At 42.4% G+C, this 24,376-nt stretch carries 21 protein-coding genes; 8 read left to right on the top strand and 13 right to left on the bottom strand.

The annotated features are described in order from the left end of the window. Nucleotides 1–10: 10 nt before the first annotated feature. The 4 genes from ACM0OY_RS00935 to ACM0OY_RS00950 all read right to left on the bottom strand — a co-directional run bounded on the left by ACM0OY_RS00935 (nucleotide 11) and on the right by ACM0OY_RS00950 (nucleotide 7,218). Nucleotides 11–991 (bottom strand): magnesium transporter CorA family protein, encoded by a 981-nt coding sequence (locus ACM0OY_RS00935; protein WP_414567022.1) that lies wholly within the window; start codon nucleotides 989–991, stop codon nucleotides 11–13. A gap of 78 nt (nucleotides 992–1,069) precedes the next feature. Continuing rightward, entirely contained in the window at nucleotides 1,070–2,152 is a 1,083-nt protein-coding gene (gene psbA, locus ACM0OY_RS00940; protein ID WP_414567023.1) for a photosystem II q(b) protein, read from the bottom strand. A 473-nt stretch (nucleotides 2,153–2,625) separates the two neighbouring features. Next, entirely contained in the window at nucleotides 2,626–4,125 is a 1,500-nt protein-coding gene (locus ACM0OY_RS00945; RefSeq protein WP_414567024.1) for an MBOAT family O-acyltransferase, read from the bottom strand. A 111-nt stretch (nucleotides 4,126–4,236) separates the two neighbouring features. After that, entirely contained in the window at nucleotides 4,237–7,218 is a 2,982-nt protein-coding gene (locus ACM0OY_RS00950; RefSeq protein ID WP_414567025.1) for a DUF1574 family protein, read from the bottom strand. 450 nt (nucleotides 7,219–7,668) lie between these two features. Here ACM0OY_RS00950 and ACM0OY_RS00955 point away from each other — a divergent pair, with 450 nt between their 5' ends. From ACM0OY_RS00955 to ACM0OY_RS00970, 4 genes are all read left to right on the top strand, one after another. Beyond that, nucleotides 7,669–7,905, top strand: coding sequence for a hypothetical protein (locus tag ACM0OY_RS00955; RefSeq protein WP_414567026.1), 237 nt, complete (start codon nucleotides 7,669–7,671; stop codon nucleotides 7,903–7,905). A 102-nt stretch (nucleotides 7,906–8,007) separates the two neighbouring features. Next, entirely contained in the window at nucleotides 8,008–11,112 is a 3,105-nt protein-coding gene (locus tag ACM0OY_RS00960) for a phosphoenolpyruvate carboxylase (protein WP_414567027.1), read from the top strand. Between the two features lie 352 nt (nucleotides 11,113–11,464). Next, complete coding sequence (locus ACM0OY_RS00965) at nucleotides 11,465–11,719, top strand: hypothetical protein (protein ID WP_414567028.1); 255 nt, start codon at nucleotides 11,465–11,467, stop codon at nucleotides 11,717–11,719. 82 nt (nucleotides 11,720–11,801) lie between these two features. Beyond that, complete coding sequence (locus ACM0OY_RS00970) at nucleotides 11,802–12,107, top strand: DUF4090 family protein (RefSeq protein WP_414567029.1); 306 nt, start codon at nucleotides 11,802–11,804, stop codon at nucleotides 12,105–12,107. A gap of 37 nt (nucleotides 12,108–12,144) precedes the next feature. Here the strand turns inward: ACM0OY_RS00970 and ACM0OY_RS00975 are convergent, their stop codons facing one another. The 5 genes from ACM0OY_RS00975 to ACM0OY_RS00995 form a co-directional block, all read right to left on the bottom strand. After that, a complete protein-coding gene (locus ACM0OY_RS00975) occupies nucleotides 12,145–13,563 on the bottom strand; it encodes a DUF3370 domain-containing protein (RefSeq protein WP_414567030.1) in 1,419 nt (472 codons plus the stop codon). 311 nt (nucleotides 13,564–13,874) lie between these two features. Beyond that, complete coding sequence (locus ACM0OY_RS00980) at nucleotides 13,875–14,087, bottom strand: hypothetical protein (protein ID WP_414567031.1); 213 nt, start codon at nucleotides 14,085–14,087, stop codon at nucleotides 13,875–13,877. Between the two features lie 224 nt (nucleotides 14,088–14,311). Continuing rightward, complete coding sequence (locus ACM0OY_RS00985) at nucleotides 14,312–14,743, bottom strand: NUDIX hydrolase (RefSeq protein WP_414567032.1); 432 nt, start codon at nucleotides 14,741–14,743, stop codon at nucleotides 14,312–14,314. An 8-nt stretch (nucleotides 14,744–14,751) separates the two neighbouring features. Next, nucleotides 14,752–15,204: a DUF3531 family protein gene (locus tag ACM0OY_RS00990; protein WP_414567033.1), complete on the bottom strand. Its 453-nt coding sequence runs from the start codon at nucleotides 15,202–15,204 to the stop codon at nucleotides 14,752–14,754. Between the two features lie 156 nt (nucleotides 15,205–15,360). Continuing rightward, on the bottom strand, nucleotides 15,361–16,293 hold the full coding sequence (locus ACM0OY_RS00995; protein WP_414567034.1) for a Sll0314/Alr1548 family TPR repeat-containing protein: 933 nt from the start codon (nucleotides 16,291–16,293) through the stop codon (nucleotides 15,361–15,363). 339 nt (nucleotides 16,294–16,632) lie between these two features. Here ACM0OY_RS00995 and ACM0OY_RS01000 point away from each other — a divergent pair, with 339 nt between their 5' ends. Both ACM0OY_RS01000 and rsmG read left to right on the top strand, forming a co-directional pair. Beyond that, complete coding sequence (locus ACM0OY_RS01000) at nucleotides 16,633–17,307, top strand: ABC transporter ATP-binding protein (RefSeq protein WP_414567035.1); 675 nt, start codon at nucleotides 16,633–16,635, stop codon at nucleotides 17,305–17,307. Nucleotides 17,308–17,422: 115 nt separating this feature from the next. Then, a complete protein-coding gene (gene rsmG / locus ACM0OY_RS01005; protein WP_414567036.1) occupies nucleotides 17,423–18,160 on the top strand; it encodes a 16S rRNA (guanine(527)-N(7))-methyltransferase RsmG in 738 nt (245 codons plus the stop codon). 429 nt (nucleotides 18,161–18,589) lie between these two features. Here rsmG and ACM0OY_RS01010 read toward each other — a convergent pair whose 3' ends face one another. From ACM0OY_RS01010 to ACM0OY_RS01025, 4 genes are all read right to left on the bottom strand, one after another. Beyond that, nucleotides 18,590–18,913, bottom strand: coding sequence for a hypothetical protein (locus tag ACM0OY_RS01010; RefSeq protein ID WP_414567037.1), 324 nt, complete (start codon nucleotides 18,911–18,913; stop codon nucleotides 18,590–18,592). Nucleotides 18,914–19,083: 170 nt separating this feature from the next. Then, nucleotides 19,084–19,242, bottom strand: coding sequence for a hypothetical protein (locus ACM0OY_RS01015; RefSeq protein WP_414567038.1), 159 nt, complete (start codon nucleotides 19,240–19,242; stop codon nucleotides 19,084–19,086). A 300-nt stretch (nucleotides 19,243–19,542) separates the two neighbouring features. Beyond that, nucleotides 19,543–20,304 carry a superoxide dismutase gene (locus ACM0OY_RS01020; RefSeq protein WP_414567039.1) on the bottom strand — a complete coding sequence of 254 codons (762 nt, stop codon included), beginning with the start codon at nucleotides 20,302–20,304 and terminating at the stop codon, nucleotides 19,543–19,545. Between the two features lie 178 nt (nucleotides 20,305–20,482). Then, nucleotides 20,483–21,904 carry an NADP-dependent isocitrate dehydrogenase gene (locus ACM0OY_RS01025; RefSeq protein WP_414567040.1) on the bottom strand — a complete coding sequence of 474 codons (1,422 nt, stop codon included), beginning with the start codon at nucleotides 21,902–21,904 and terminating at the stop codon, nucleotides 20,483–20,485. A 364-nt stretch (nucleotides 21,905–22,268) separates the two neighbouring features. Here ACM0OY_RS01025 and ACM0OY_RS01030 point away from each other — a divergent pair, with 364 nt between their 5' ends. Next, nucleotides 22,269–22,988: a GUN4 N-terminal ARM-like repeat domain-containing protein gene (locus ACM0OY_RS01030; protein ID WP_414567041.1), complete on the top strand. Its 720-nt coding sequence runs from the start codon at nucleotides 22,269–22,271 to the stop codon at nucleotides 22,986–22,988. Nucleotides 22,989–23,106: 118 nt separating this feature from the next. Next, on the top strand, nucleotides 23,107–24,213 hold the full coding sequence (locus ACM0OY_RS01035; RefSeq protein WP_414567042.1) for an ABC transporter ATP-binding protein: 1,107 nt from the start codon (nucleotides 23,107–23,109) through the stop codon (nucleotides 24,211–24,213). Nucleotides 24,214–24,376 lie beyond the last annotated feature (163 nt).

Raw genomic sequence — 24,376 nt, forward strand, 5'->3', positions numbered from 1 at the left:
CTAATGGAGGCTACAACCAACGTTGTTGTTTAGCATAAACAATACTACCAATCACAATTGAGGCCATGACGGCGATCGCAGCAGGATAACCTAGAGGTTGCTCTAATTCCGGCATATACTTGAAGTTCATACCATAAACACCAGCAATGAAGGTGATTGGTAAAAATACCGCCGATAGCATAGTTAGGCGGTTAATTCGTTCACTAGTTTCACTGGCAATATTATCGCGTTGAATTTCCATCAATTCTGACATCCAGACTCTCAGACTTTGATACTCTTGCCAGAGATTATCGATATGATGAACAAATTCTTCATTGAATAATGTCTTCACTGGCTCTGAAATCCATTGGAAATCTTCGTAATTCATCATCATTAAAAGTGACTTAATGCTTTGGAAATTACGACGCCCAAAACGAGTAGATTGCCTCATGCTAGCAATTTTATGGTACGTTGATTCATCACCAAAATTTCCTAAAACCTCATCTTCTAAATCATCAAGTTGTCTAGAAATATATTCAAATACAGTATGGTAATTATTTAAAATATCTTTAAAAATCAGATATAAGAGATAGTCAATTCCCCATTTTTGCAGGTCTATATTTCGCTTTTGAAGATTGTTAGTTAGTACAGTAAATATTTTGACTTCAGTGATTTCAAAGGTGATAATAAAATTCCTTCCCAGCAAAATACTGCCACGCGCTACCTCAAACTCCCGATTTTTTAGTTGATGAGTTAAAATTTCATAGTTGTCAAATAAACAATCTTCTGTATCTTCATCCATTCCTGTAGGCGTATGGTTGAAAACCATGTTCACACGAGATGGATTAAGTTGAAAGTGATTGAGAATTCTGCCAGTTCCAGCGCGATCGCGAAAATTAACACAGCGCAACCAAATATTCTGAGAACTATCAATTTTTTGAAGTACCGTATCAACATCCCTACTGGAGAATAAATCTACCTGATTCTGAGAAAAGGTAAGAAGAATTAGCATGTGGGTTTTAAGATCGCAATTCCAACAAAAAAGCGCCCCCTTTTCAGGGACGCTTTTTATTCAGCTATTACTGAAGTATTAGCCGTTGATAGCAGGAGCAGTCAAAGCTACAGGAGCAACATCACTAGCAGCCAAGTCTAAGGGGAAGTTGTGAGCGTTACGCTCGTGCATTACTTCCATACCCAAGTTAGCGCGGTTGATTACGTCTGCCCAAGTGCTGATAACGCGACCTTGAGAATCAATGATGGATTGGTTGAAGTTGAAACCGTTCAGGTTGAAAGCCATTGTGCTGACACCCAAAGCGGTGAACCAGATACCAACAACAGGCCAAGCAGCTAGGAAGAAGTGCAAGGAACGGCTGTTGTTGAAAGAAGCGTATTGGAAGATCAAACGACCGAAGTAGCCGTGGGCTGCAACGATGTTGTAGGTTTCTTCTTCTTGACCGAATCTGTAACCGTAGTTTTGAGATTCGGTTTCGGTGGTCTCACGAACCAAAGAAGAGGTTACTAGAGAACCGTGCATTGCGGAGAACAAAGAACCGCCGAATACACCAGCCACACCTAACATGTGGAAGGGGTGCATCAATATGTTGTGTTCTGCTTGGAACACAATCATGAAGTTGAAGGTTCCAGAGATACCCAGAGGCATACCATCAGAGAAAGAACCTTGACCGATTGGGTAGATCAAGAATACTGCGGTAGCAGAAGCTAGAGGTGCGCTGTAAGCTACGCAGATCCAAGGACGCATACCTAAGCGGTAAGAAAGTTCCCACTGACGGCCCATGTAGCAAGCGCAACCGAGCAAGAAGTGGAAAATTACCAACTGGTAAGGACCGCCGTTGTACAACCACTCATCTAAGGAAGCAGCTTCCCAAATTGGGTAGAAGTGCAAACCGATAGCGTTAGAAGAAGGAACAACTGCACCAGAGATGATGTTGTTTCCGTAGATCAAAGAGCCTGCAACAGGTTCGCGGATACCATCGATGTCCACAGGAGGAGCAGCGATGAAAGCGATTGTGAAGCAAACGGTAGCGGCTAACAGGGTAGGAACCATCAGTACACCAAACCAACCAACATAAATGCGGTTGTCAGTGCTGGTGATCCACTCGCAAAAGCGATCCCATACGTTAGCGTTGGAACGCCGTTGTAAGGTTGTGGTCATTGTTTTATGAGTGCTTTGTTTTGTTAAATATGAGACAGACAAACTTTATTTTTCGCCTGTTGAAATAAGTCTACATGAATTTACTTTGGTGAGATATTTAGCTTAATATTCTGTAACATCTTTGTTGAATAAACTTACGGAAAGGTAAAGTTTTTCTTTGATTGATAGCAGTCATAAAAAGCATCAAAAGCCTTGATTTGTCGGATTTTAAGCAATTTAAACACCTAATCAATTTTGGTTATTTGATCGCCTAGTTATTTATCTTTACATTTGTTTACAAAGAGACTTAAAACTCTCTAATAAAAAACATCTTGTAAGAGTGTAGAACTCATAATTTATAGGGGTTTCCAATTGCATAGAATACGAAAAATTATTACGGTAGCACAGCTAGCTGTGCTACCCTATCGTCTACCTCATAAATTGCTATTAACTACACTCGCCTGTTGACCAAGAAAGTAGATTAATAAAGTAGATTAAAAATCAAAATATATATATGGCAAGCTACCTTCAGGAGCTAATAACCAAACTGCGTAGAAGCATAAGGGCACGAAAACCAGCTTTACAGGCCAGTTGAACTCTAACTTCAACATCCTGTTAAAGGCATAGACTATAGCCATGAAAGTAGCTAAAATTGCCAACACCCAAGCGAGTTGGTATTGGCTCATATTTAAAGCTTCCACATAGACTTTTTGGGCAAACTGGGCGTCGGCTGGATAACCCCAAAGGTGGCGAGTTACTAGAAAAGAGTCTTGGAGGTTAGGTAAGCGGAACCAAATCCAAGAAGTAAAAACCATCAATTGGGTCAACAGCCAAGCTATAAATACACCTAGAGGATTTTGCCAGAAATGTTCTAGTTTTTCAAAGCGATCGCTAATTACGTCTGTAAGTCGATGAACCACCAATGCTAATCCGTGAAGTATCCCCCACACTACATAACCTAAAGAAGCACCGTGCCAGATACCAGCAATTAGCATCACAATAAATAAATTCCCACAAGTGCGAGTCAAACCCTGACGTGAGCCACCTAAAGGAAAATAAATATAGTTACGTAGCCAATCGCCCAAAGTCATGTGCCAGCGCCGCCAAAATTCCGCAATACTAGTGCTGAAATAAGGAAAATCAAAATTTTCAGGCAAAACCAAGCCGAAAAGTAAAGCACTACCACGGGCAATGTCCACGTAACCATTGAAATCTAGATATAACTGCAAGCCGTAGGCAAATGTAGCTAACCAGAGATCCGTACTACCTGCCCGCTGTAGATTGCCAAAACATAAATCGACAAAAACTCCCAGATGGTCTGCCAAAATACCTTTTTTAACTGCACCTCTAGCAATTAACCATAATCCTTCTGCCACTCTATTAGTAGTAGGTAAATGTAGAGTATTAAATTGATTTGCGAAGTTGTGGTAGCGCGTAATTGGTCCAGAAATCAGTTTGACAAAAAATAATTTGTACGAAGCAAATTTTAGAAACTTATCCGTAGCAGGGGCACCACGATAGACATCTATTAAATAAGCAATACACTCAAAGGTGAAAAATGAAATCCCCAAGGGTGCAATTAATTTAAAAGAGTTCTCTGTTGAGTTTGCTTGTATGTGAAAAACAAACTTATACAAAGGGATAGTATACTTAAAACCAAATAAAAGTAATACGTTGAGAACTATACCTAGCCACAGAAGCTTTAGACGACGTAGATTCCAGTCATTTTCGATAAATCGCCATTCTTCATTAGAAATTCGCCAGTCAAGAGAATGTTTTCCTAGTGATGTATTCTTGCCAATTTCTATTCCCAAGCGAAAATTAATAAAAGTCAATGCTAATAGCAATGGGATGTACTGGATATGCAAAGATGCATAGAAAACTAAACTGGCAATTAGCAGTGTCCACAATCGCCATTTATGCTGTCCTAAAGACCAGTAAATTCCCAGTACACTCAACAAGAAAAGCCCATAGAAAATTGATATAAAGTTCATTTTTTAGTCATTAGTCATTAGTCATTAGTCATTAGTCAAAACCCTCCAGGTAGGGAAAAGGAGGGATCTTTCCTTTCCCCTTCCCCTTGGCGAAGCCATCTCTCCATCTCCTTACTTTGCTGGCCAAGGAATCATTGGGTCAGTAGCTAACTTTTTCGACACTTCGTAGGCGCCAAAGCGATTGAGGTGGCTGGGGTCGGAAAAGTAGTCATTTACTTTGAGCCACTGTTGGCTTAAATCACGATAAATAAAATTGGGATTAGTTGCTAAACGCAACATATTTTGTTGGAATTCTTGTTCATATTTTTTACGCACTGGATCTAAATAATCTGCTGTCAGAGGCATGTTGATAAAGACTAAAGAAATTTTCTGAGATTGGGTAAATTGAAGCACTTCTTGGAAGGCGTTATCTTGCTCTCCTCCTACTTGGAAAGATTTGTAATCGTTGTCATAATTGCCTGGAACTCTAGAATGTTTTTGATAGTATCTAGCAGGATTAAAGCGAATAGACAAAGGTAGAAATCCATCAAAGTCAACTGCTTGCTGTGAAGTATCTTCTAAGTTACCGTCTGTTAGCTGTTTTGGCGATGTAACTGTCTGGTTTTGACCAAATTGAAGCAGTTGTTTTTGCACTAGACTTTTAATTTGCTCGCGGTTTTGATAGCTACCAGAAACAGATGCTAGAGCATGATTTAACCAATCATTGACAGCTTGATAACTGTTAGTTTCTTGCTTTTCTTCTTTTGTCTTTTCTTGTTTGGGATTTTCGGACAAATCACTGCTAGTTCCAGTTGTAGATGCTTTCTGCAAAGCTTGTTTATATCCAGTTGATGCAGCTATCGATTTAAAGGTAATATCCTCGCGTCCGCTATTGAAAGCACGGGCGCCATCTGCCCAAAGAATTAATTTCGGCAGTTCTGATGGTTCTAAAACCTGGCGGATCACAAAGTTTACAACTTGTGCTGTTGCACCATTAATTCCAAAGTTGAACACATCAATATTTGGATAACCCTGAGTTGCCAAAGCTTTAGAAAGTGCTGCTGGGTCTACTCCTCTAAGGGCGCGGGAGGAACCAATGATTAATATATCCGGCGGACTACCGGTTCTAGCGAGGCGTTGTTTGTATAGGGCTAGTTGCTCGTCTAATTGCCTAACATTGAAACTTGGCATTTGCGATCGCGCTGCTAAAAGAATAGCAGTGGCGGTTGCCTTTTCTTTCAGTGGCGCGGCTGCTAAATTCCCGCTTTGTGTATCATCACCTTGGGTGAATTGAGAAGCATTGAATACAGTACTTTGGTTTGGAGAAGATTTGGTTTTGCCAGTGCTAGCAAAAAATGTCTTTTTCTCATTGGGATTTTTCCCAGATGTCAAGGATGCTTTTTGCTCACTAATGACAGTTGGAGAACTTGGCGTAGTGCGTGTGATGATTTGACCCAACACCCAATCACTTTGAAGGGTGAGCAATAATCCCAGTGTCCCCCAAACCAAAGCAATTTTAACTCCTTGAGCATCAGGGTTTAGCTCTGCGGACTGATGGCTTTCTGTAAATAGCTGAGTTACCAACAGGAATTTTTTGACTGCTGCATTCGCCGTTGCTAGCCAATCGAGGGCTACTTCTGTAACAAAACTTTGAACTTCTTCTGTGGTTAAGTCTGGGCGCAAAATTGGTTCGCTAGTTTCAGCAGTTACCAAATCGTTAACGTATTGAGAAGTAGCAGCAAATTCTGGGGTTGCTTCTGGTACTAAACGTTGGCGATGTTCTAAATCGATGCCATGATGCCAAAAAGGTTCCTTATTCCCTGCACGCCTTCCGTAGACGCGCACTCCTTTAATACCGGGAATTTTTAACTGGCGAATAAATTGTGTAACTTTGTTTGCTACTTGTGTTCGTCCTGGACAAACAGGCGCATCACACATAATGTGCAATAAATCGCCTTTATTCAGCAAAAGTACGCGAATTCCACCTGTGAGCAAACGCCAATCCAAGTCAGGATTGAGTAAGCGTTCTAGTAAAAAAACGATCGCTGGTTCATCGCCAGTATTGGCCAAATCCAGTGCCGATGTAGCAAAAACAGAATGCTCCGCAGCAGGTAAAGCTAGCCAATCAATCCAAGCAGGTTGTTTGTCCCCTGCTTTTTGTCCATATATTGTGGCACCAAGAATGCCTTGGGGAGCGATCGCTTCTAGCTGGGGTACAATTACCTCCAAGCACGCTGTTTTATCTGGGATTGGGGCGGTTCCTAAGGGGTCATAAGCTGGTGTACAAAAAATATGCAGCGTCGATTCTTTGAGAGAAGCTTGGACAGCAACTTTTAACCCTGACAATACCTCAGTTAGTAATCTGGCGATCGCTTGCAAATCTCCCCAACGTGCCCACTCCTTGAGCATTACCTCTGGTGGCGTTAAATCCACCCGCAGCAGCCAATCAGGTGCAGTTTCACCGCTTACTTGAGAAACTATTACCGCATCTGGATAGCCAGAAAGCCTGAGATAACGCAACTTTTGGGCTATTGGTTCCGCCAGCAACGATGCGTCAGGACTATAGCTAGAGTGGCAGAATATCCACAGACGATTTTCTTCAACTTGAGAATTCTTGGGCTTATATAGCTTAATCTTTGCTTGTACTGACACACCCAACGTACTCAAAGTTTCACTCAGATAGCGAGCAATGGCATCTGGGTTACCTTGGCGTGCCAAACTTTCATTAGAGACAATCAGCGCCCCAGCTGGTTGTTTTGATGTTTCGGAGTCTGCTAGTAAAGCTTGCTGCACCTGCTCTACATGCTTTTGGATTTGATTCAAATAAACTCGATGGCACCATTTGGGGCGTGGTTCCCCTTTTCTTCGACCATAGACAAATACTTGATATATTGAGGGTTGTTCGTTGCTTGTGAGGCTATCCAAATCTGTTTGCTGTAGTGCTTGCAGCAAATCAGACAGGGTACGCCAACGCTGCGGACATTCTGTCCCCTCACAAAGAATATGAAGGTCATTTCCCCGTAATCGGATTTTCACCCCGAAAGTGTTAATCCCTGTTGCTTGGCTGATCCATTGCACTAAGGATTGCTGGCGATCTGGTAATACTGTTTTCATGGGAAATTAACTTTAACAGTCAGCGATTGTTGGGGGATAGTGCCTGCACTTGTAAACTAGAACCATAGGTCTATCACAGTTTGACGTTTTTTTTTAACAATTTTGTTACCTTTGGAGCTTGCAAAATCGGCAAAGATAGTCTTGTACGGTTGCAAGTCTGGCTAATGTTGAGTTTTGCGTTTATTTTACTCGCAGGGAGTCACAAATCAGAAGTTAGGAGTCAGAAGTCACGAGTCAGAATAATTTTATGTGACTAGCTGATAAATTGTCTTTTAGAGACAGAATCACCTCCAGTTGAGCTAACGCTCTTTGTAGGCTAAACCAACAAATCTTATCCAATTTAAACTCCTTCTCTCGATATGTGAAGTAATCCAAACTCAAAACTCCTAACTTCTAACTCCTAACTTCTGATTCCTTTTGACTGATTTTTCCACAACCAAAGAATTAGCAATGACAGCAGCCAACCAAAAACCCTCAGATAACCCCCCATCCAATCTGGATTTTTTTAGCATTCCCCAATCATTCCTCTTACAAATAGGTACAGCGTCTATGGTACTGCTGCTGATTACAGAAAAAGCTACAGTAAAGGCACTAGAAGCTATGGGGGAAGCGAGTGAAGAATTATTTCGAGGCGATCGCTTACCCATTCTTGACTTCCCAGACGATAACGAAACTAAACAAACTTAGAAAATATACATCGAACAATTATCTGCTCAGGAAGAACATCGTGAGCGTCGAGTGCAAAACCTAAAAGTGTAAACAGTAATTGGCTTTACAACAATCAAGAATATGAGTTCCCTTTTATACTCTTCATCGCAAACTGCGGATATATACCCGGTGTCGGAATTATTTTTGCGTCATCGGCTACAAGTAGTGGAAGAATTGTGGGAGTCAGTTCTGAGGCAAGAATGCGGCCAAAACATGGTAGATCTGTTGCGGCAATTGCGGGATTTGTGTTCGCCAGAAGGACAAACAACAAATGACCAAGCCTCTTCAGCTGTCAAGTTGATTGAACAACTGAACATCAATGAAGCAATCCGCGCGGCTCGTGCTTTTGCTCTGTATTTTCAGTTGATTAACATCATAGAGCAGGAATACGAGCAACGGCAGCAATTGAGCCGCTATGAGGCAGAAAGCGAAGCAACAGAGCCGGAAACGCCATCAAATGCTAATTATTCGTCCAATCAAGGAGAAGATGACGCGCCTGTTACTGGGGGACTGGCAGCACAGTTGCTGGCAAAGAATTATGTTCAAAAAGCCCAAGTCAAGTTAAAAGGTACTTTTGCGGCTTTATTTCCCCATTTATTTAAACTGAATGTCCCACCCCAGCAAATTCAACGTCTAATTTCCCAGTTGGATGTCCGCTTAGTCTTCACAGCGCACCCAACAGAAATTGTGCGTCATACCATCCGCGATAAGCAGCGACAAGTAGTACAACTGTTGCAAAAACTCGATGTCTTGGAAAATGGCTTTGGTAGCACAGGAGTGGGACATCCTTGGGAAGCAGTAGATATCCGCGAACAATTACTCGAAGAAATCCGTTTGTGGTGGCGCACAGACGAACTCCACCAGTTCAAACCCACAGTGCTGGATGAAGTTGATTACGCTCTACACTACTTCCAAGAAGTTTTATTTGATGGTATTCCGCAACTCTATAAACGGTTCAAATATACACTAGCGAATACTTTTCCTTGGCTAGAACCGCCGAGTAAGAATTTCTGCTCGTTTGGTTCTTGGGTAGGTTCAGACAGAGATGGTAACCCATCAGTCACACCAGAAATTACCTGGCAGACAGCTTGCTATCAGCGCAAAATGGTGCTGGGAAGATATATCCAGTCAGTCAAACAACTGATTGAATTATTGAGTGTGTCGATGCACTGGAGTGATGTCTTACCAGACCTGCTGGAATCTCTAGAATTAGATCAGTCCCAGTTGAGTGAGGTATATGACGCCCTAGCGTTGCGTTATCGACAAGAACCTTATCGGCTCAAACTCGCTTATGTCCTCAAACGACTGGAAAATACCCGCGATCGCAATTTAGCCTTATACAATCGGGAAACGCCAAAAAATCAAGACAGTCCCTTATATCGTTCCGGAGCCGATTTTTTAGCAGAACTGCGGTTAATTGAACGCAACTTGACAGAAACAGGTTTAAGCTGTAGAGCGTTAGAAGATCTAATCTGTCAGGTGGAAATTTTCGGCTTTAACTTGACACAGCTAGATATCCGCCAAGAATCATCACGCCACTCTGATGCACTCAATGAGATTTTAGAGTACCTACAAGTACTACCCCAAGCTTACGATGAACTCTCTGAGGCAGAAAGAGTTGCTTGGCTAACTTCGGAACTACAAACCCGCCGCCCATTAATTCCAGCAGAATTGCCATTTTCCGAAAAAACCAACGATGTGATTGAAACCTTTCGCATCGTGCGATCGCTGCAACAAGAATTTGGCGTCAACATCTGTCAAACTTACATTATCAGCATGTGCCGCCAAGTCAGCGACGTCCTGGAAGTGTTGCTCTTAGCCAAAGAAGCCAGACTTTTTGACCCTGCGATCGCTGTGGGAACCATTCAAGTTGTCCCCCTATTTGAAACAGTAGAGGACTTGCAACGTTCCAGAAGCGTCATGCGAGAATTATTTGAACTTCCTTTGTATCGCGCTTTGTTAGCCGGCGGCTACAACAGTGGTGAGCAACAATTACCCAGTACTGAGTCTACCCAGCAACACCAGTCCGCTCAAGTCAAAGAACCTGTACACATAGCTGGCTCCTCGGCAATCACCACTAATCTGCAAGAAGTCATGCTGGGGTATTCTGACAGCAACAAAGACTCTGGTTTTTTAAGTAGCAACTGGGAAATTCATAAAGCTCAAAAATCGCTGCAAAAAATAGCAGAAGAGTACGGCGTGAATTTGCGGATTTTTCACGGACGCGGCGGTTCTGTGGGACGAGGAGGCGGGCCGGCTTACGAAGCAATTTTGGCTCAACCGGGTCACAGCATCAATGGGCGGATTAAGATTACCGAACAAGGCGAAGTTTTGGCTTCTAAATATTCCTTGTTGGACTTAGCTTTATATCACATGGAAACAATCACCACCGCTGTGATTCAAGCTAGTTTGCTGCGAACAGGGTTTGATGATATCGAACCTTGGAATGAGATTATGGAAGAACTAGCAGCGCGATCACGTCAACATTATCGTGCCCTAATTTACGAGCAACCTGATTTTATCGACTTTTTCCACCAAGTAACCCCAATTGAAGAAATCAGCCAACTGCAAATTAGTTCTCGTCCAGCGCGGCGTCCATCTGGCAAAAAAGACTTAAGCAGTTTGCGAGCTATTCCTTGGGTATTTAGCTGGACACAAACTCGCTTTTTACTACCTTCTTGGTATGGTGTCGGCACTGCTTTGCAAGAATTCTTGAACGCAGAACCAGAAGAACACTTAAAATTGCTGCGCTATTTTTACATTAAGTGGCCTTTCTTCAAAATGGTGATTTCCAAAGCAGAAATGACCTTGGCAAAAGTAGACATGCAAATGGCACAGCACTACGTTCAAGAATTGTCAAAACCAGAAGATAAAGAGCGCTTTGTTAAGGTTTTCGATCAAATTGCAAGTGAGTTTTATCTGACAAGAAGTTTGGTGTTAAAAATCACCAATCACAATCGACTTTTAGATGGCGATCCGATATTGCAAAGGTCTGTACAGTTACGCAATGGCACAATTGTACCTTTGGGATTTATCCAAGTTTCTTTGCTGAAGCGTTTACGCCAGTCCTTGAATACTACTGCTACTTCTGGAGTAATTCACTCTCGTTATAGCAAAGGTGAATTACTGCGAGGGGCATTGTTAACCATTAATGGTATTGCTGCGGGTATGAGAAATACAGGTTGATTGGGCATTGGGCATTGGGGGATGAGGGAGTATAACAGTTGAAGCATAGTTTACGACATAATCCCGACCGTAAAAGCCTGACAGAAAAAACACTTTCAACCCTATTGCCTATTGCCTATTCCCTTTCCTGGATTAATAATTCTTTGCTAGTCATTTTCTACCTTTGATCGTTCCCTTTTGATTGTATCTAGAAGGCTGGAATTACTTGGTCAATTTTGTTCATCAGTTTGATTGTTCGTTGTGATACCACTATAATTCGCTGGTAGTGTTGGATCTCGAAATCCGTATTAAAGATTAAAAAAACTGGCTCATTAACGAGTATCAAAGACTTATCCCCAATCCCCTATACCTAATGACTAAAAACAAAATTTTAATTTGCACATTTTTAGCATTGTCCTCAGGTTTTTTTGGTGCTTATAGTAGCGCACAAATCACCACCATGTTGCATAACCAGAAGTGCCAAAACCAATATTGGGGTTTGAAGATAATATGCAACACTGGGGCGACACTAGGAGGAATGTGGCAAGGTAGCACAACAGGACTATGGACAGGTACAGTTTTAGGTACGTTTGTTGGTGGTTTAGTAACGCGGGAAACTCATAATTAAGTAATGGATAAATTTCTCTCAAGCAGTGTTGGTGTCAGCAAGACTGGTAAAATCTACCCATAGCGAAGAAGAGCAAATCACCATGACTACTGAAACTAACCCAGGTAATCAAACGACTACAGGTGCGGATGCTGTTGATGAAGCGATCGCACGGGGAATTGATTTTGACGGTTCTCCGATTCCACCTGCCAAATTAGAACTTTATCGCAAAGTCATGGGGCTAGAGGGCAATAGACAGCGTAGTGGTGTATCTAATACTATGCGATCGCGCATTGTCCGCATCGGTGCTAAACACATCCCCCAAGCTGAACTTGACCAGTTGCTTGTTGATGCCGATTTCGCACCCCTGAAAGAAAAAGAAATTGCCTTTTATTACGGCGGCAAATAAGTAAAGTTAGGAGTTAGGAGTTATCCCTTCATCTCCCTCACTTTTCCAAAGTTCTCACACTCAACACGTGCGGTGGCGTTGAATCAGGCGGATAAATCACATCTACGTTTACTATCCGTTTAGTAGAGGGTGGAAGTGTAAGTTGCAGTAATGGTTCTAATACCTGCCCAGTTCTGTGCCACAAATGCACGTAGCGGATTTTTTGTTGACCTTGGTCATCGAAATAACGTACCCGCACTGTACCACGGAAAAAAGGAAAATCTAGGGATGGTTTGCGGAAACGTAAACCACCTTGGGATAATTTATCTTCTTTTAAAGGTGTTTCTAAAGTAACAGCGACAGTTTGGTTTTGAGCAGTGTTATTGCTTAAAGGTAAAGTAAGCTTGTATTCCACCCCGTAATTACCGTGTGCTTCGTATGCTGTATCGGGATACCGTACCAGCATCTTGGCTGTTTGGATTTGTTCAGTACCCAATCGACCACCCCGCAGTGTAACTATAGGATAAGAAATAGCTTTGCCACGCTGGGGAATTGTCAGATTTGTGGTTTGGGGATTATCCACGAGTTTTGCTTGCCATTGGGAACCTTGGGAAACACCAGCTACACGCCCATAAATCAGTGCGCCACTGGTAGCATTCGGAGGAGTCGGTGTTTTATCTCGCGGCCCAGCAAAGTTACCTGTATCTAGTAAAGTTTGCCATTCTGCGAAAGTGGGTTGACGATCGCTTCCATCAGCATTTTTCTTGGCAAACATCGCTAAACTTGCGGCATAAACTGAATCGCTACTACGCAACCGCATAAAACTAGACCGACCGTTGACCGGTTTTTCTAAATTTCTTACAGGAATGGGATGATTTAGCAACATCCGGCTTTGTCCTGGAGGAATTACCAGTTGGGCGGGAAAATCAGCTTGGCGAACGCCCCGGAGTACATCAGCAACAGCGCGGGCACCTGGGCCTGAATAAGCCTTACCATCGTTATTTTCAATGTAAGGAGGTAAGGTCACAAAGGGCGCATCCTGCATTAAATAACTCGCCGCTTGCAATACATCTACTGTTACAGGTTTTTTACCAGGGTTATGCACAATTACACCCAGGTATAGCGTTTGTAAATCCTTGGGAGTGTGGGTGTAGTGGTGGGCGAATAAGTCAAAACGTCCTTTAAAAGGGAAATTGAGGTGGGCGGCTGCAACTTTTTTCCCGTTTGAAGGAAAGGTAGAAAGTAAAATACCCTCAGTTTTAATCCATTCTGGGCTATTGCTATTAAAGACGGGTATTGTATCTAATTTCCCTGGTAAAACCCGAACTTCCCCAGCTTGTACGATTTCTTGGTAAGTTGGCTTTGGTGAACTTTGAGCGATCGCTGAATTATGATTACGACTTGTGCATCCAAGGGTTTGAGTTATAGCTAATCCTAATAAGACTATGAATATAGGTGACGGTAGTTTAACTAGCATAAATTTTATTTGGAAATCAGCCCTGGTATTAAAGATAATCAGTTATTACTACAAGTTCCTTTAAGGGGATTTCTGAAGGGCGATCGCCTGCATTAGTTACTTCTTTACCATTTTGCTAAATATCTGCTGACAGATATTCGATATGGATTTATTTTATTAGCCTCTTTCATATACTTGATAGCCTCTTCTCTTTGATTAAATTTATATGCAACGAATGACCGAGCAATTAACAGCGAATCAATTGTTTTTTTACCTTGCTTTTTAGCTTGTTCATCAGGGGAGCATCTCACCTTTGCAAATATACCAGGCGATTAGAAATCGCAGCTACACAAACGAAGTCCGCCTACGCGGACTCTAAGAATTTGAAACCCAGGATCGGTAGCTTTTGCCTGTATAGCCGCGAATTCCATTCGCCAGGGCAAACGTGTTTTTACAAAAGTGAGATGCTCCCGTTCATCAGCTTCTTGAAATGCTTGATTTGCTTTCTCAAAATCACCATTACTCAAATGTGAACAGCCTATCAAAAAGTGAGATTCCCAGATAACTGCTGATATTTTCAAAAAGAATTAAGTAGCGATGGCATAAATCATTTAGTATTTAATTAGGCAATTGCCTCAACAAAATTATTAGCCCAAAACCTCGTTATGGCTATACTTCAATATATCCATATAATCAAGAATTATCAGTATTAACTATACACAGTTCAAGAATAGCTTGTTGTAGGGTAAATAATTGTTGCCTTTTATATTTACAAATATTCAAAAAAAACCTCTGGCACTAATCTTAATTCTCCAGATATAAAGCGAGAAATTTCTATCCATAATGCCCGATGTTTATGTTTCCCTGACTCAGAGAAAACTAAACTTTCTAAAGTATAAAACTTAGGATCGACAAAATCACATTGATAAAGTTGAATAATTTCATGTCCTTGTCTACCGCTGAAGGTAAACAAATTTTCTATACTACCTAGATAGTGAATATTGGTTAGCTCTGCCTGAATTTCTTCTTGAAACTCCCGCTGTAGAGCATCACGGCTAGTTTCACCAAAGTCAACGCCACCACCCAAAGCACGATAAAATATTTCTTGCTTTGCAGGATCATAGCCTTCAGAAACGAAAATGCGTTCGCCATCTCGAATTAGTCCTAAAGCTAATACTCGAATTTGGCCAGCTTTATTCATTGTTGTAATTAATTATCGTAAATAGAATAAGGGCGGCTTTCACTATCTTCAACAGGCCAATCTTCGTTTTCGCCGCCGATGTACAAATCTTCAATAGTGACATATTCCTCACTTAGTTGTGTGAGGGCGTTGATTAAAATATCAATGGCGATCGCATCACTAGTTCCCAAGTCAAACCAACAACGCGCCCACTGTCCTTCATATTCAAATTCACCCATATTATGCATCAAAGCTAGTAAGCTTTTATCATACCCTTGGGAATCATAAGTCATGTAACTGATATCGAGTCCCGTTTCCTGCACCTGGAGATTTTCTCCGTTAAATGCCCCCAATTTACCCAGATAAAACCAGGAATCAAAAGCTTCTTCCACATACTGTTTTTCACGTTCAGAAGGAACTGTGCTGAATTTTAGCCAAATCCATACATCAAAAGGATTAAATTCGCGGAATTGAATTTGCATTTTAGTTAAATATTTGAATTATTTTTACTGAAGATAAGCATATCAGAGTGGGGAGTAAGGGAAATGGGGAGTGCGGGGGAGTGGGGAGTGAAGGGGGAAAGATTTGTTTCCATCCTCCCATAACTCCCACACTCCCAATGCCCGACGCACAATTAATTACCTGGAATTATTTAGGCTAAGAGCATTTTTACGTTCACTTTCGATTTGTTTGACTAAACTACTTGGGAGTTGGGATTTTTTAGTCAATGCTTTGTCAAAATTAGCGATCGCTTCCTTAATCACTTGCTGATTCTTTTCCTTTTCCGCCAATCGTTTGAGAATTTGGGCTTTGAGATAGTAAATTTCGGGATTTTCGCCTGCGCTTTTAATCGCACGATCAACAGACTCTAGTGCCTGAGGATAGCGTTTTAAATCCCGATAGGCAAGAGCAATACCCCGATGCACGAGATACTGAGGAGCAGCATTTTCTTGTAAACGTCCAATTGCTTGATCTGGACTAGCGAAAGGTAAATTAACCGCCAACAACAAATCCATATAACCCTTGATTAAATTCAGTTCTGGATCGTTGGCAGAAATCGCTTCGGCTTTGTCTAAATATTGATAAACTTGCCGCAACCGACCAAAAGCTTCTGGTACACCATTGACTGTACCTTCACGGATGAGAATTACAGAACCCTCTAAAAAATGACCAACAGCAGTGTATAAATTTCCACGTAATGGATCAGTGGGAATTAATTTTTGTGCGGTCTCCAAGGTTTTCTGGCTATAGGTGTTGAGTTTAGCCCAATCTTTATTTCCGTATGCTAAAGACGCCTTCATCGCATAAGCTAGAGGTTCATTTGGCTCTTTGGCTAGTGCTTGTTGGAGGTAACGCTCTGCTGCTGGATAATTGCCCTGTTGGAAAATCGCTTCAAAAGCTGCTTGAGTTTGGTCGCCAATTTCATGAGGTTTCTCAGTCCGAAAGGGATCGCCAGCTAGTGAGGGATTTATCGAAAGATTAAGTGCGATCGCAGCCCCAAAACCCACCTGAGCAAATTTAGTGAGTCTGGCAAACACGACGAATTGAGAACCAGAAAACCTTTTAGTCATTTTAAGCCTCAGAATAATTGCGGTTGAAATAGTTGTATATATTACTTAGGATGCCAAAAATGGTTAACTTTAACTTGTGTCTGCTTCCGGCAAAATTTTCTATAAAGATTGACTTGGGTAATTTTTTCCTGTTCCCAGGCATGTTGTAGCCATTGTTTAAGGGTAACTCTGCCACAATGGAGAAAAGGTGGATAATTCTTGCTGCTAGATTAGGGTGTTAAAGCAAGTAATAAGCAAGTAATAAGCAAGTAATATTTTATGAATTTTTTTTGCTGAATTTTCCAGCTGCTCTTGGTGTAGTTAATCAGTAATTCGCTGACTTTTTGGTAATCTTAACAAATGCTCTATCTCCGAAATCTAATTTATCACCCCACAGCGTGCCCAACAGCGATTCTCAAATCGCTCAACTTAGAATTAGCGCCCCAGCAGCTAGGGTTGATTATTGGCCCGAGTGGTTCAGGTAAAAGTACTTTACTAGAAATTTTATCTGGACTAGCTGAACCTACCTCTGGCGGACTTTTTTGGCGCGAACAAGAACTGATTCCCGAACAGCTACAACAATTGGCTGGATTGGTGTTTCAGTTTCCAGAGCGACATTTTTGTGGTAGTTCGATTTTAGAAGAATTGCGTTTAGGACATCCTGAATTAGGGTCTGATCGAGTCAGACACGCCTTAAGTGAGGTGGGATTAGAACATTTATCGCTCTCTACTCCTCCCCATGCTTTGAGTGGCGGTCAACAGCGGCGTTTAGCTTTAGCAGTGCAATTGATTCGTCAGCCAAATGTATTGTTATTGGATGAACCAACTGCTGGGTTAGATTGGTCAATGCGGCGGCAGCTGGTAAATTTATTAGCAAAACTTAAACAAGATTGGACACTGTTGGTAGTGACACACGATGCTGGGGATCTGTTAGCGATCGCAGATCGTTGCTGGACACTCAACCACGGTGTACTAGAATCAGTTGACCCGAAGACACTAGAAGCCAAAGTTAAAGAACCTCTGCCGATAGTGTGAGTCAAGAAGATGGGGAGATGGGGAGACAAGGGGACAAGGAGAATAACTCCTAACTCCTAACTCAGCATTCAGCACTCCGAATCCCCAATGACAAATGACAAATGACTTTTGACAAATGACCAACTCATTGCCTGAAATGGCAGAAATTTGGCAACAAACTCTCAATTGGCAACCAAGTGTCCAACAACAGACGCAATTTCAGAAACTTTATCAGTTAATCCTGGAAGGTAACCGCCAATTAAATTTAACTCGCATCACTGACCCCCAAGAATTTTGGGAAAAACATCTTTGGGATTCATTGCGAGGAATTGCGCCACAGGGAGAATTTATTTCATCTCTCCAAGGGAGTGCATCTGTAATTGATATTGGTACAGGCGCGGGTTTTCCGGGTATTCCAGTGAAAATTGCTGCACCCAATTGCACAATTACTCTCATGGATTCAACCCGCAAAAAAATTACTTTTATCGAACAAACCTTAACTGAACTTGCCCTAACAAATGCTAAAACTCTCGTCGGCAGGGCTGAAGAAATTGGTCAGCAACCCGAACACCGACAAGCTTATGATGTTGCTTTAATTCGTGCTGTGGGGACAGCTTCTGTTTGTGCAGAATATACACTACCATTCCTCAAACAGAAAGGTTTAGCCATAATTTATCGTGGTAATTGGACAGAAGATGAAACCACTGGTTTAGAAAATGCTGTTAAGCAATTGGGCGGCGTTATTGAAGCGATCGAAAAATTTACAACACCTTTGAGCCAAAGCGCTCGCCACTGTGTGTATTTGCGTAAAATAGCCCCGACACCACTTCAGTTTCCCCGTGCTACGGGTGTACCTACTCAAAAGCCTCTTTGAGTGCTATCAAATTGCCTAAAGCGTTAGTATCCACTCGGAAGAGTAATTATTTGTACTGAGCCAGATGATTTAGTACGGCGAAAAGACTGATGCTGTAGCTATATCTTCTTCCATAAGTGGCTGATACTCTAGACTAGAAAAGGGGCGAAAATCGGCTTTGCATAAAGCAGTTATCCTACACAATAAACGGAACTGTAGAGGTGTGGGCGGGAAATTTACACGCTCTACACGCAGGTCTACTGAAGTAGGGTCTTTCCAAAGAAGCTCAAAAACTTCACTCCTTAAGTAGCGTGGGCAATACCCTACAATATAATGATTCTCAGTATGGAGAGTTAATAGACCTCTTGCAAAAGTAACTTTTGCAAGAGGGGGGAAAGGGAAAAGGTTAAAGGGTAAAGGGTTTTTATGAGCCGCTTTCCCCTTTACCACTTACCCTTTTCCCCACTTCTGCAAGAAGTCTAATGCCTGGGAATCGTAAGGGTTTTGAAATTCGTGAGCTAACCATAACTTCTCTGTTGCCTCCAAGCGATTAATCCGCTCAATTGCAGATTTAGGCAGATATCTCAGCCCATGAGCGAAAAAGTATAGCTCGTACTGCCCTGATGAATCTGGCTCTGGGGATGGAAAGACGGTGAGACTGTCTGTTTCCCGTTTTCCACCACTACAGGCTAAAATTGCCAATGGATCGTCTTCACCATCTGAAATATTCAGCCATTGCAGAAAATTGGCGTAATCAGGGCGTGAACGGGACATCAGCCGATTAGAAAAGACTGGAAATAAGTGGGTTGATGTATAGACTTCTTCTAAGTTTGGAAATGAAGATATAGCAGGAGGCAGGAGGCAGAAGGCAGGAGGCAGGAGGTAAAAGTATTACTATTCCTAGCTTCCATGCTTTCAAAATGTCCTAACCTGTGTGACTACGGCTATAAAGGTGAAAAACTACACGTCTGTTGTGCGTCTTTTACGCCTTGGGTGTAAACAGACTTGTATTTTACGCCGTCGAATGTTAAACGACCAATGGTAAAGCAAGAGCGGCTGTTAGGGTCTTGCCAAGCTAAAAATAGTGTTTGAGGTGTCTTCACTGGAGTAATTTCCTTAAATCAAGTAGCCTATTTACCATCAAGTCAAAGCAGAAGCTTTTACAGGGAAGGCGGAAGCTCTTGCAGGCTGCGCTATATACTCAAACGTCAAGGCGGAAGCTCTTACAAGGAAGGCGGAAACTCTTACAGTGAAGACGGAAACTCTTACAGCCTGCGCTATATACTGAAACGTCAAGGCAGAAAGTCTTACAGGGCAGACAAAAGCTCTTGCAAGGACAGTGTATACGGTAGGTCGAGAAAGGGAGAGATAATATCATTATTCTTTCTCCCCACCACCCCTATCTAAGCAAATTTAAATTTTTTAGCGTCTGCAAGCCGCTTGTTAATCTCATCCCAGTTGACCACGTTCCACCACGCCTCTAAGTAATCGGCGCGGCGGTTTTGGTAGTTGAGATAATATGCGTGTTCCCATACGTCATTTCCCAGGATGGGATATTTACCTTGGCTGAGGGGACTATCTTGATTAGCTGTAGAGGTTACTTCCAGCTTGCCATCTTTGTTACGGACTAGCCAAACCCAACCACTACCAAAACGTCCAGCGCCAGCTTCGTTGAACTGTTTTTTGAAAGCTGCAAAACTACCGAAATTTTGATTAATAGCCGAGGCGATATCTCCTGTTGGTTCTCCACCACCTTTGGGCTTCATAATTTGCCAGAACATGGAATGGTTCACATGACCACCGCCATTATTTTGTACTGTTTTGCGAATATCTTGTGGTACTGTGTTAAGTCTTTGCAAAAGTTGTTCAACACTTTTGCTTTTGAGTTCTGGATGTTTTTCTAATGCCGCATTCAGGTTTTTCACATAAGTTGCGTGGTGTTTATCGTGATGAAACTGCATTGTTTTGGCATCGATGTGTGGTTCCAGGGCTTCGTAGGCGTAAGGTAATGGTGGTAGTTGGATAGCCCCTGTTGTGTTTGGTGTTGTGTCGGGAGTTGGAGTGTTTCCTTGAGGAGAATTTTCTGCCAATGCACAAGCGTCTAACGCCAAAGCACCTGCACCTGCTGTGAGTAAAAACAAGAAATAACGTCGGTTAACAGTCATATACGTTTTTGCAGCGAATCCATATCAATTACTTCGTCGTTTTTATTTTCTTAGATTCTGGTTGCAAAAAATTGGGGAATGGGGAGATGGGGGGCAGAGGGGAAAGAGGAAATTTTTAATTTTCCCCCTTGCCCCTTTTCCCCTGCCCCTCTGCCTCTTCCCAATGCCCCATTACCAATTAATCAAAATGCTGAATTATGGCTTCGGCAAATTCAGAACATTTTAAGGGTTCAACTGGTGGTTCTAGCAAACGTGCTAAATCATAGGTGACTTGACTGTTGGCGATCGCATCTCCTAAACCTTTCTTAATTAGGTCTGCGGCTTCTTGCCAACCCATAAATTCCAGCATCATTACGCCGGACAAAATCACTGAACCAGGATTAATCTTATCTAACCCAGCGTGTTTGGGTGCGGTGCCGTGGGTAGCTTCAAATATGGCACTGCGATCGCCAATGTTTGCCCCTGGCCCCATTCCTAATCCACCGACAATTGCTGCCGCCGCATCAGACAAGTAATCGCCGTTTAAGTTCATCGTCGCCAGAATCGAATACTCATCTGGTCTGGTTTGGATTTGTTGAAAAATACTGTCAGCAATCCGGTCGTTCACCAAAATTTTATCTTTCCATTTACCATCGCCGTGGGTTGCCCAAATTGAGTTAAGAACTGTTTCAACTTCCTTGACAATTTGCGCTTTTTTCTCATCAGTAAGAGCATCAAACCCTGGATCGATTTGGCGGGCATTTTCTTCTAAGGAAATATTGGGATTTTTTTCCTTGTTGCTCAAAATCCAAGATTCCCGTTCAGTGACAGTTTCTTGGCGAAACTCCGTGGTTGCTAGTTCATAACCCCAATCGCGAAAAGCGCCTTCGGTGTATTTCATGATGTTGCCTTTATGCACCAAAGTCACTTGTTGCTTGTGTTTGGGCAATTGCAAAGCGTGTTTGATGGCACGTCTAACTAGGCGCTGAGAACCAGTTTTACTGATGGGTTTAATACCGATGCCGGCATCGAGGGGAATTTGTTTTTTCCCATGTTCTGGGGTGGCGGGGATGAGTTCCTCGTTGAGAATTTTAATTAAGCGATCGCCGATTTCACTACCTTGTCGCCACTCAATACCTAAATAAATATCTTCCGTATTCTCTCGATAAACAATTACATCCAGCTTTTCTGGATTTTTATGGGGTGAGGGTGTCCCTGCGTAGTAGCGGCAAGGACGCACGCAGGCATATAAGTCAAAAATCTGCCTTAATGCCACATTTAAAGAACGAATACCACCACCTACGGGGGTAGTTAAAGGCCCTTTAATAGCTACACCATATTCTTCAATTGCCGTTAGAGTGTCCTGAGGTAAATACTGGTAAGTTCCGTATAAATCGCAGGCTTCATCCCCAGCGTAAACCTTAAACCAACTAATTTGACGCTGACCTTTGTATGCCTTAGCTACCGCAGCATCTAGCACCTTTTGGGTAGCAGGCCAGATATCTATACCTGTACCGTCGCCCCGAATAAAAGGGATAATTGGATTATCTGGTACGACTGGCTCACCATTTTTGAAGGTGATTTTTGCTCCAGTTTTAGGGGGGGTAATCTTCTCATACATACTTCAAACACTCCTGTAAAGATAGACCGTTGGGATTGGGGACTGGTGATTGGGGACTGGGGGGCTTAGGCATTGAGGATTGGGACAAAGGTGCAGAGGGTAAAGACTTACTGCAACTTACCCTCATCTCCCTCATTTCCCTCATCTCCCAGTCCCTAGTCCCCAGTCTCCAGTCTCCTGAAGCGCAGATTTTCCCCCTATTTTCCTTTTACATTATTTGGGGATTTAAGTGTGGGATTGGGTGAAGCGATCGCAATTTTGTACGATCAAAAATAGTAAACTACTTTTCGCTATCAGTGCTTCACCTAAGAGAATGCTCGATAGCTGACCGCTTTTTCACGCTACCGCTAATACGAGTAATGGCATGACAGACCCAATGATTTTATCAGGCCCTGCTACTGACATCGACTCCCTCCGACAACCATTAATCGCTGGGTCTATTCAAGTCCAACAACAAATCATCTCACAGCTAGCACAGTTGGGAAATCAGGGATTAGATGTGTTGATGGAATTTTTACTGAAACGACGTGACAACCCAGCAACTTGGATTGATGGCAAAGCATACCAAGTCCTTTACAAGTCTGATGCACCCCAAGCCAAAGAATTTCTGCTCTCTTGTTTTCCTGAGGGAATTGTACCTCTAAAATCAGAGTGCGGGATTAATTACAATCCTTTGCAACAGCTACTCGCTCAGCAAGATTTCCAAGCTGCCGATCGCACGACAATAGAAAAAATGTGTGAACTCTCAGGCCCGACGGCTGTACAACGCAAATGGTTGTATTTTACTGAGGTAGAAAATTGTCCGGCTGTTGACTTGCAAACTATTAACAATCTATGGTTAGTCCACTCCGAGGGCAAATTTGGCTTTTCAGTACAGCGAGAAATTTGGTTGAGTTTAGGCAAAAACTGGGAGAATTTTTGGCCGAAAATTGGCTGGAAACAAGGTAATAACTGGACTCGCTATCCCCATGAATTTACCTGGGATTTGAGCGCCCCTAAAGGCCACTTACCTCTCTCTAATCAACTGCGGGGAGTACGAGTTTTTGCTTCTTTATTATCTCATCCTGCTTGGACACAGGTATGAGTACAGACGCGATTAATCGCGTCTGTACAAGAGTTATGAGTTGAAAAGATTTTCAATTTAAAACTCAAAACTCAAAACTTAAAATTCCTAACTCCTAACTATTAACTTCAATCTGATAATGGCAAATGTTCGTTTAGAAGACATTAAGCGGAGATTTAATAATGTCACCGCTATTGAGGACATTACCTTTGAAATTCCGGATGGAGAATTTTGGGTTTTAGTCGGGCCATCTGGTTGTGGTAAGTCTACAATTTTACGAACGATCGCCGGTTTGGAAACCGCGACTTCTGGCAAACTCTTTATTGGCGATCGCTTGGTGAATAATATCCCAGCCAGACAGCGGGATGTGGCGATGGTGTTTCAAAACTACGCTCTTTATCCTCACATGACGGTAGCCCAAAACATTGCTTTTGGGTTGCAGATGCGGAAGGTTGACTCCAAGATTATTCAAGAGAGAGTCATGAACGTGGCGCGATCGCTTATGATCGAAAATCTCCTAGATCGCAAACCCAAACAACTTTCTGGAGGACAACAACAACGGGTAGCTTTAGGAAGGGCGATCGCCCGCGAACCACAAGTGTTTTTACTTGATGAACCTTTGTCTAATTTAGATGCTCAATTGCGAGATGATACCAGAGCAGAGTTAAAAGAACTACATCAAGAATTGGGCATCACCACAATCTACGTTACTCACGATCAAGTTGAAGCAATGACTTTAGCTGATAAAATTGTCGTGCTTAATAGCGGACGCATTCAACAAATTGGCGATCCCCAAACTATTTATGCCCGTCCAGCTAATCAGATGGTGGCAACTTTTTTAGGTAGTCCGCCAATGAATATTTTGCCTGCAATCTATCAGAATGATCGTTTTGATGTGAGTGGGCAATTATTTCCTATTCCAAGAGTTGTGCAGGAAAGATTACAGTTGCGTCAAGGACAAGGTTTGAATTTGGGTATTAGACCAGAACACCTAAAAATCAAGACTGACTCAGAACTCAGCGCTGATAACTTAGCACTCTTGCAGGTTGAGGTGAAGGTGGTGGAACCTTTGGGAAGGGAAACTTTGATTCGTGCGGGTTTACCTGGTTCGACGACGGTGTTAAGTATTCAGACAAGCCAGGATGTGCGTCCATGTCCAGGCGATCGCCTTTCTCTCGAACTAGATTTAAATGAATTATTTGTGTTTGATCCCAAGACGGGAGATAAAATTTTCCCTCATGAGTAGGGGCGGGTTGACCAAGATATTCGTTGCTCATTGATGATATCTGTCAACCCGCCCTTATTCAAATGGCCGATCTTGCTACAGCCTCCTGTTTTGTCTCGCCCCGACGGTAGTGTAGACATTAAAAAAGATAATACATTTTGTTACAGAGTTAGATTCCCCTCAC

This window comes from Nostoc sp. CCY 9925 (assembly GCF_963920935.1).
Classification (GTDB): Bacteria; Cyanobacteriota; Cyanobacteriia; order Cyanobacteriales; family Nostocaceae; genus Nostoc.

Excerpts from the sequence above, each read along its gene's own strand:
- ACM0OY_RS00955 (WP_414567026.1), top strand. The coding sequence starts at position 7,669 with ATGACAGCAGCCAACCAAAAACCCTCAGATAACCCCCCATCCAATCTG.
- ACM0OY_RS00995 (WP_414567034.1), bottom strand. The coding sequence starts at position 16,293 with ATGACTAAAAGGTTTTCTGGTTCTCAATTCGTCGTGTTTGCCAGACTC.
- ACM0OY_RS01010 (WP_414567037.1), bottom strand. The coding sequence starts at position 18,913 with ATGTCCCGTTCACGCCCTGATTACGCCAATTTTCTGCAATGGCTGAAT.
- ACM0OY_RS00960 (WP_414567027.1), top strand. The coding sequence starts at position 8,008 with ATGAGTTCCCTTTTATACTCTTCATCGCAAACTGCGGATATATACCCG.
- ACM0OY_RS01000 (WP_414567035.1), top strand. The coding sequence starts at position 16,633 with ATGCTCTATCTCCGAAATCTAATTTATCACCCCACAGCGTGCCCAACA.
- ACM0OY_RS00970 (WP_414567029.1), top strand. The coding sequence starts at position 11,802 with ATGACTACTGAAACTAACCCAGGTAATCAAACGACTACAGGTGCGGAT.
- ACM0OY_RS01025 (WP_414567040.1), bottom strand. The coding sequence starts at position 21,904 with ATGTATGAGAAGATTACCCCCCCTAAAACTGGAGCAAAAATCACCTTC.
- ACM0OY_RS01035 (WP_414567042.1), top strand. The coding sequence starts at position 23,107 with ATGGCAAATGTTCGTTTAGAAGACATTAAGCGGAGATTTAATAATGTC.
- ACM0OY_RS00990 (WP_414567033.1), bottom strand. The coding sequence starts at position 15,204 with ATGCAAATTCAATTCCGCGAATTTAATCCTTTTGATGTATGGATTTGG.
- ACM0OY_RS00985 (WP_414567032.1), bottom strand. The coding sequence starts at position 14,743 with ATGAATAAAGCTGGCCAAATTCGAGTATTAGCTTTAGGACTAATTCGA.
- ACM0OY_RS00935 (WP_414567022.1), bottom strand. The coding sequence starts at position 991 with ATGCTAATTCTTCTTACCTTTTCTCAGAATCAGGTAGATTTATTCTCC.
- ACM0OY_RS01030 (WP_414567041.1), top strand. The coding sequence starts at position 22,269 with ATGACAGACCCAATGATTTTATCAGGCCCTGCTACTGACATCGACTCC.
- ACM0OY_RS00975 (WP_414567030.1), bottom strand. The coding sequence starts at position 13,563 with ATGCTAGTTAAACTACCGTCACCTATATTCATAGTCTTATTAGGATTA.
- ACM0OY_RS00965 (WP_414567028.1), top strand. The coding sequence starts at position 11,465 with ATGACTAAAAACAAAATTTTAATTTGCACATTTTTAGCATTGTCCTCA.
- ACM0OY_RS01020 (WP_414567039.1), bottom strand. The coding sequence starts at position 20,304 with ATGACTGTTAACCGACGTTATTTCTTGTTTTTACTCACAGCAGGTGCA.
- rsmG (WP_414567036.1), top strand. The coding sequence starts at position 17,423 with ATGACCAACTCATTGCCTGAAATGGCAGAAATTTGGCAACAAACTCTC.
- psbA (WP_414567023.1), bottom strand. The coding sequence starts at position 2,152 with ATGACCACAACCTTACAACGGCGTTCCAACGCTAACGTATGGGATCGC.
- ACM0OY_RS00950 (WP_414567025.1), bottom strand. The coding sequence starts at position 7,218 with ATGAAAACAGTATTACCAGATCGCCAGCAATCCTTAGTGCAATGGATC.
- ACM0OY_RS00945 (WP_414567024.1), bottom strand. The coding sequence starts at position 4,125 with ATGAACTTTATATCAATTTTCTATGGGCTTTTCTTGTTGAGTGTACTG.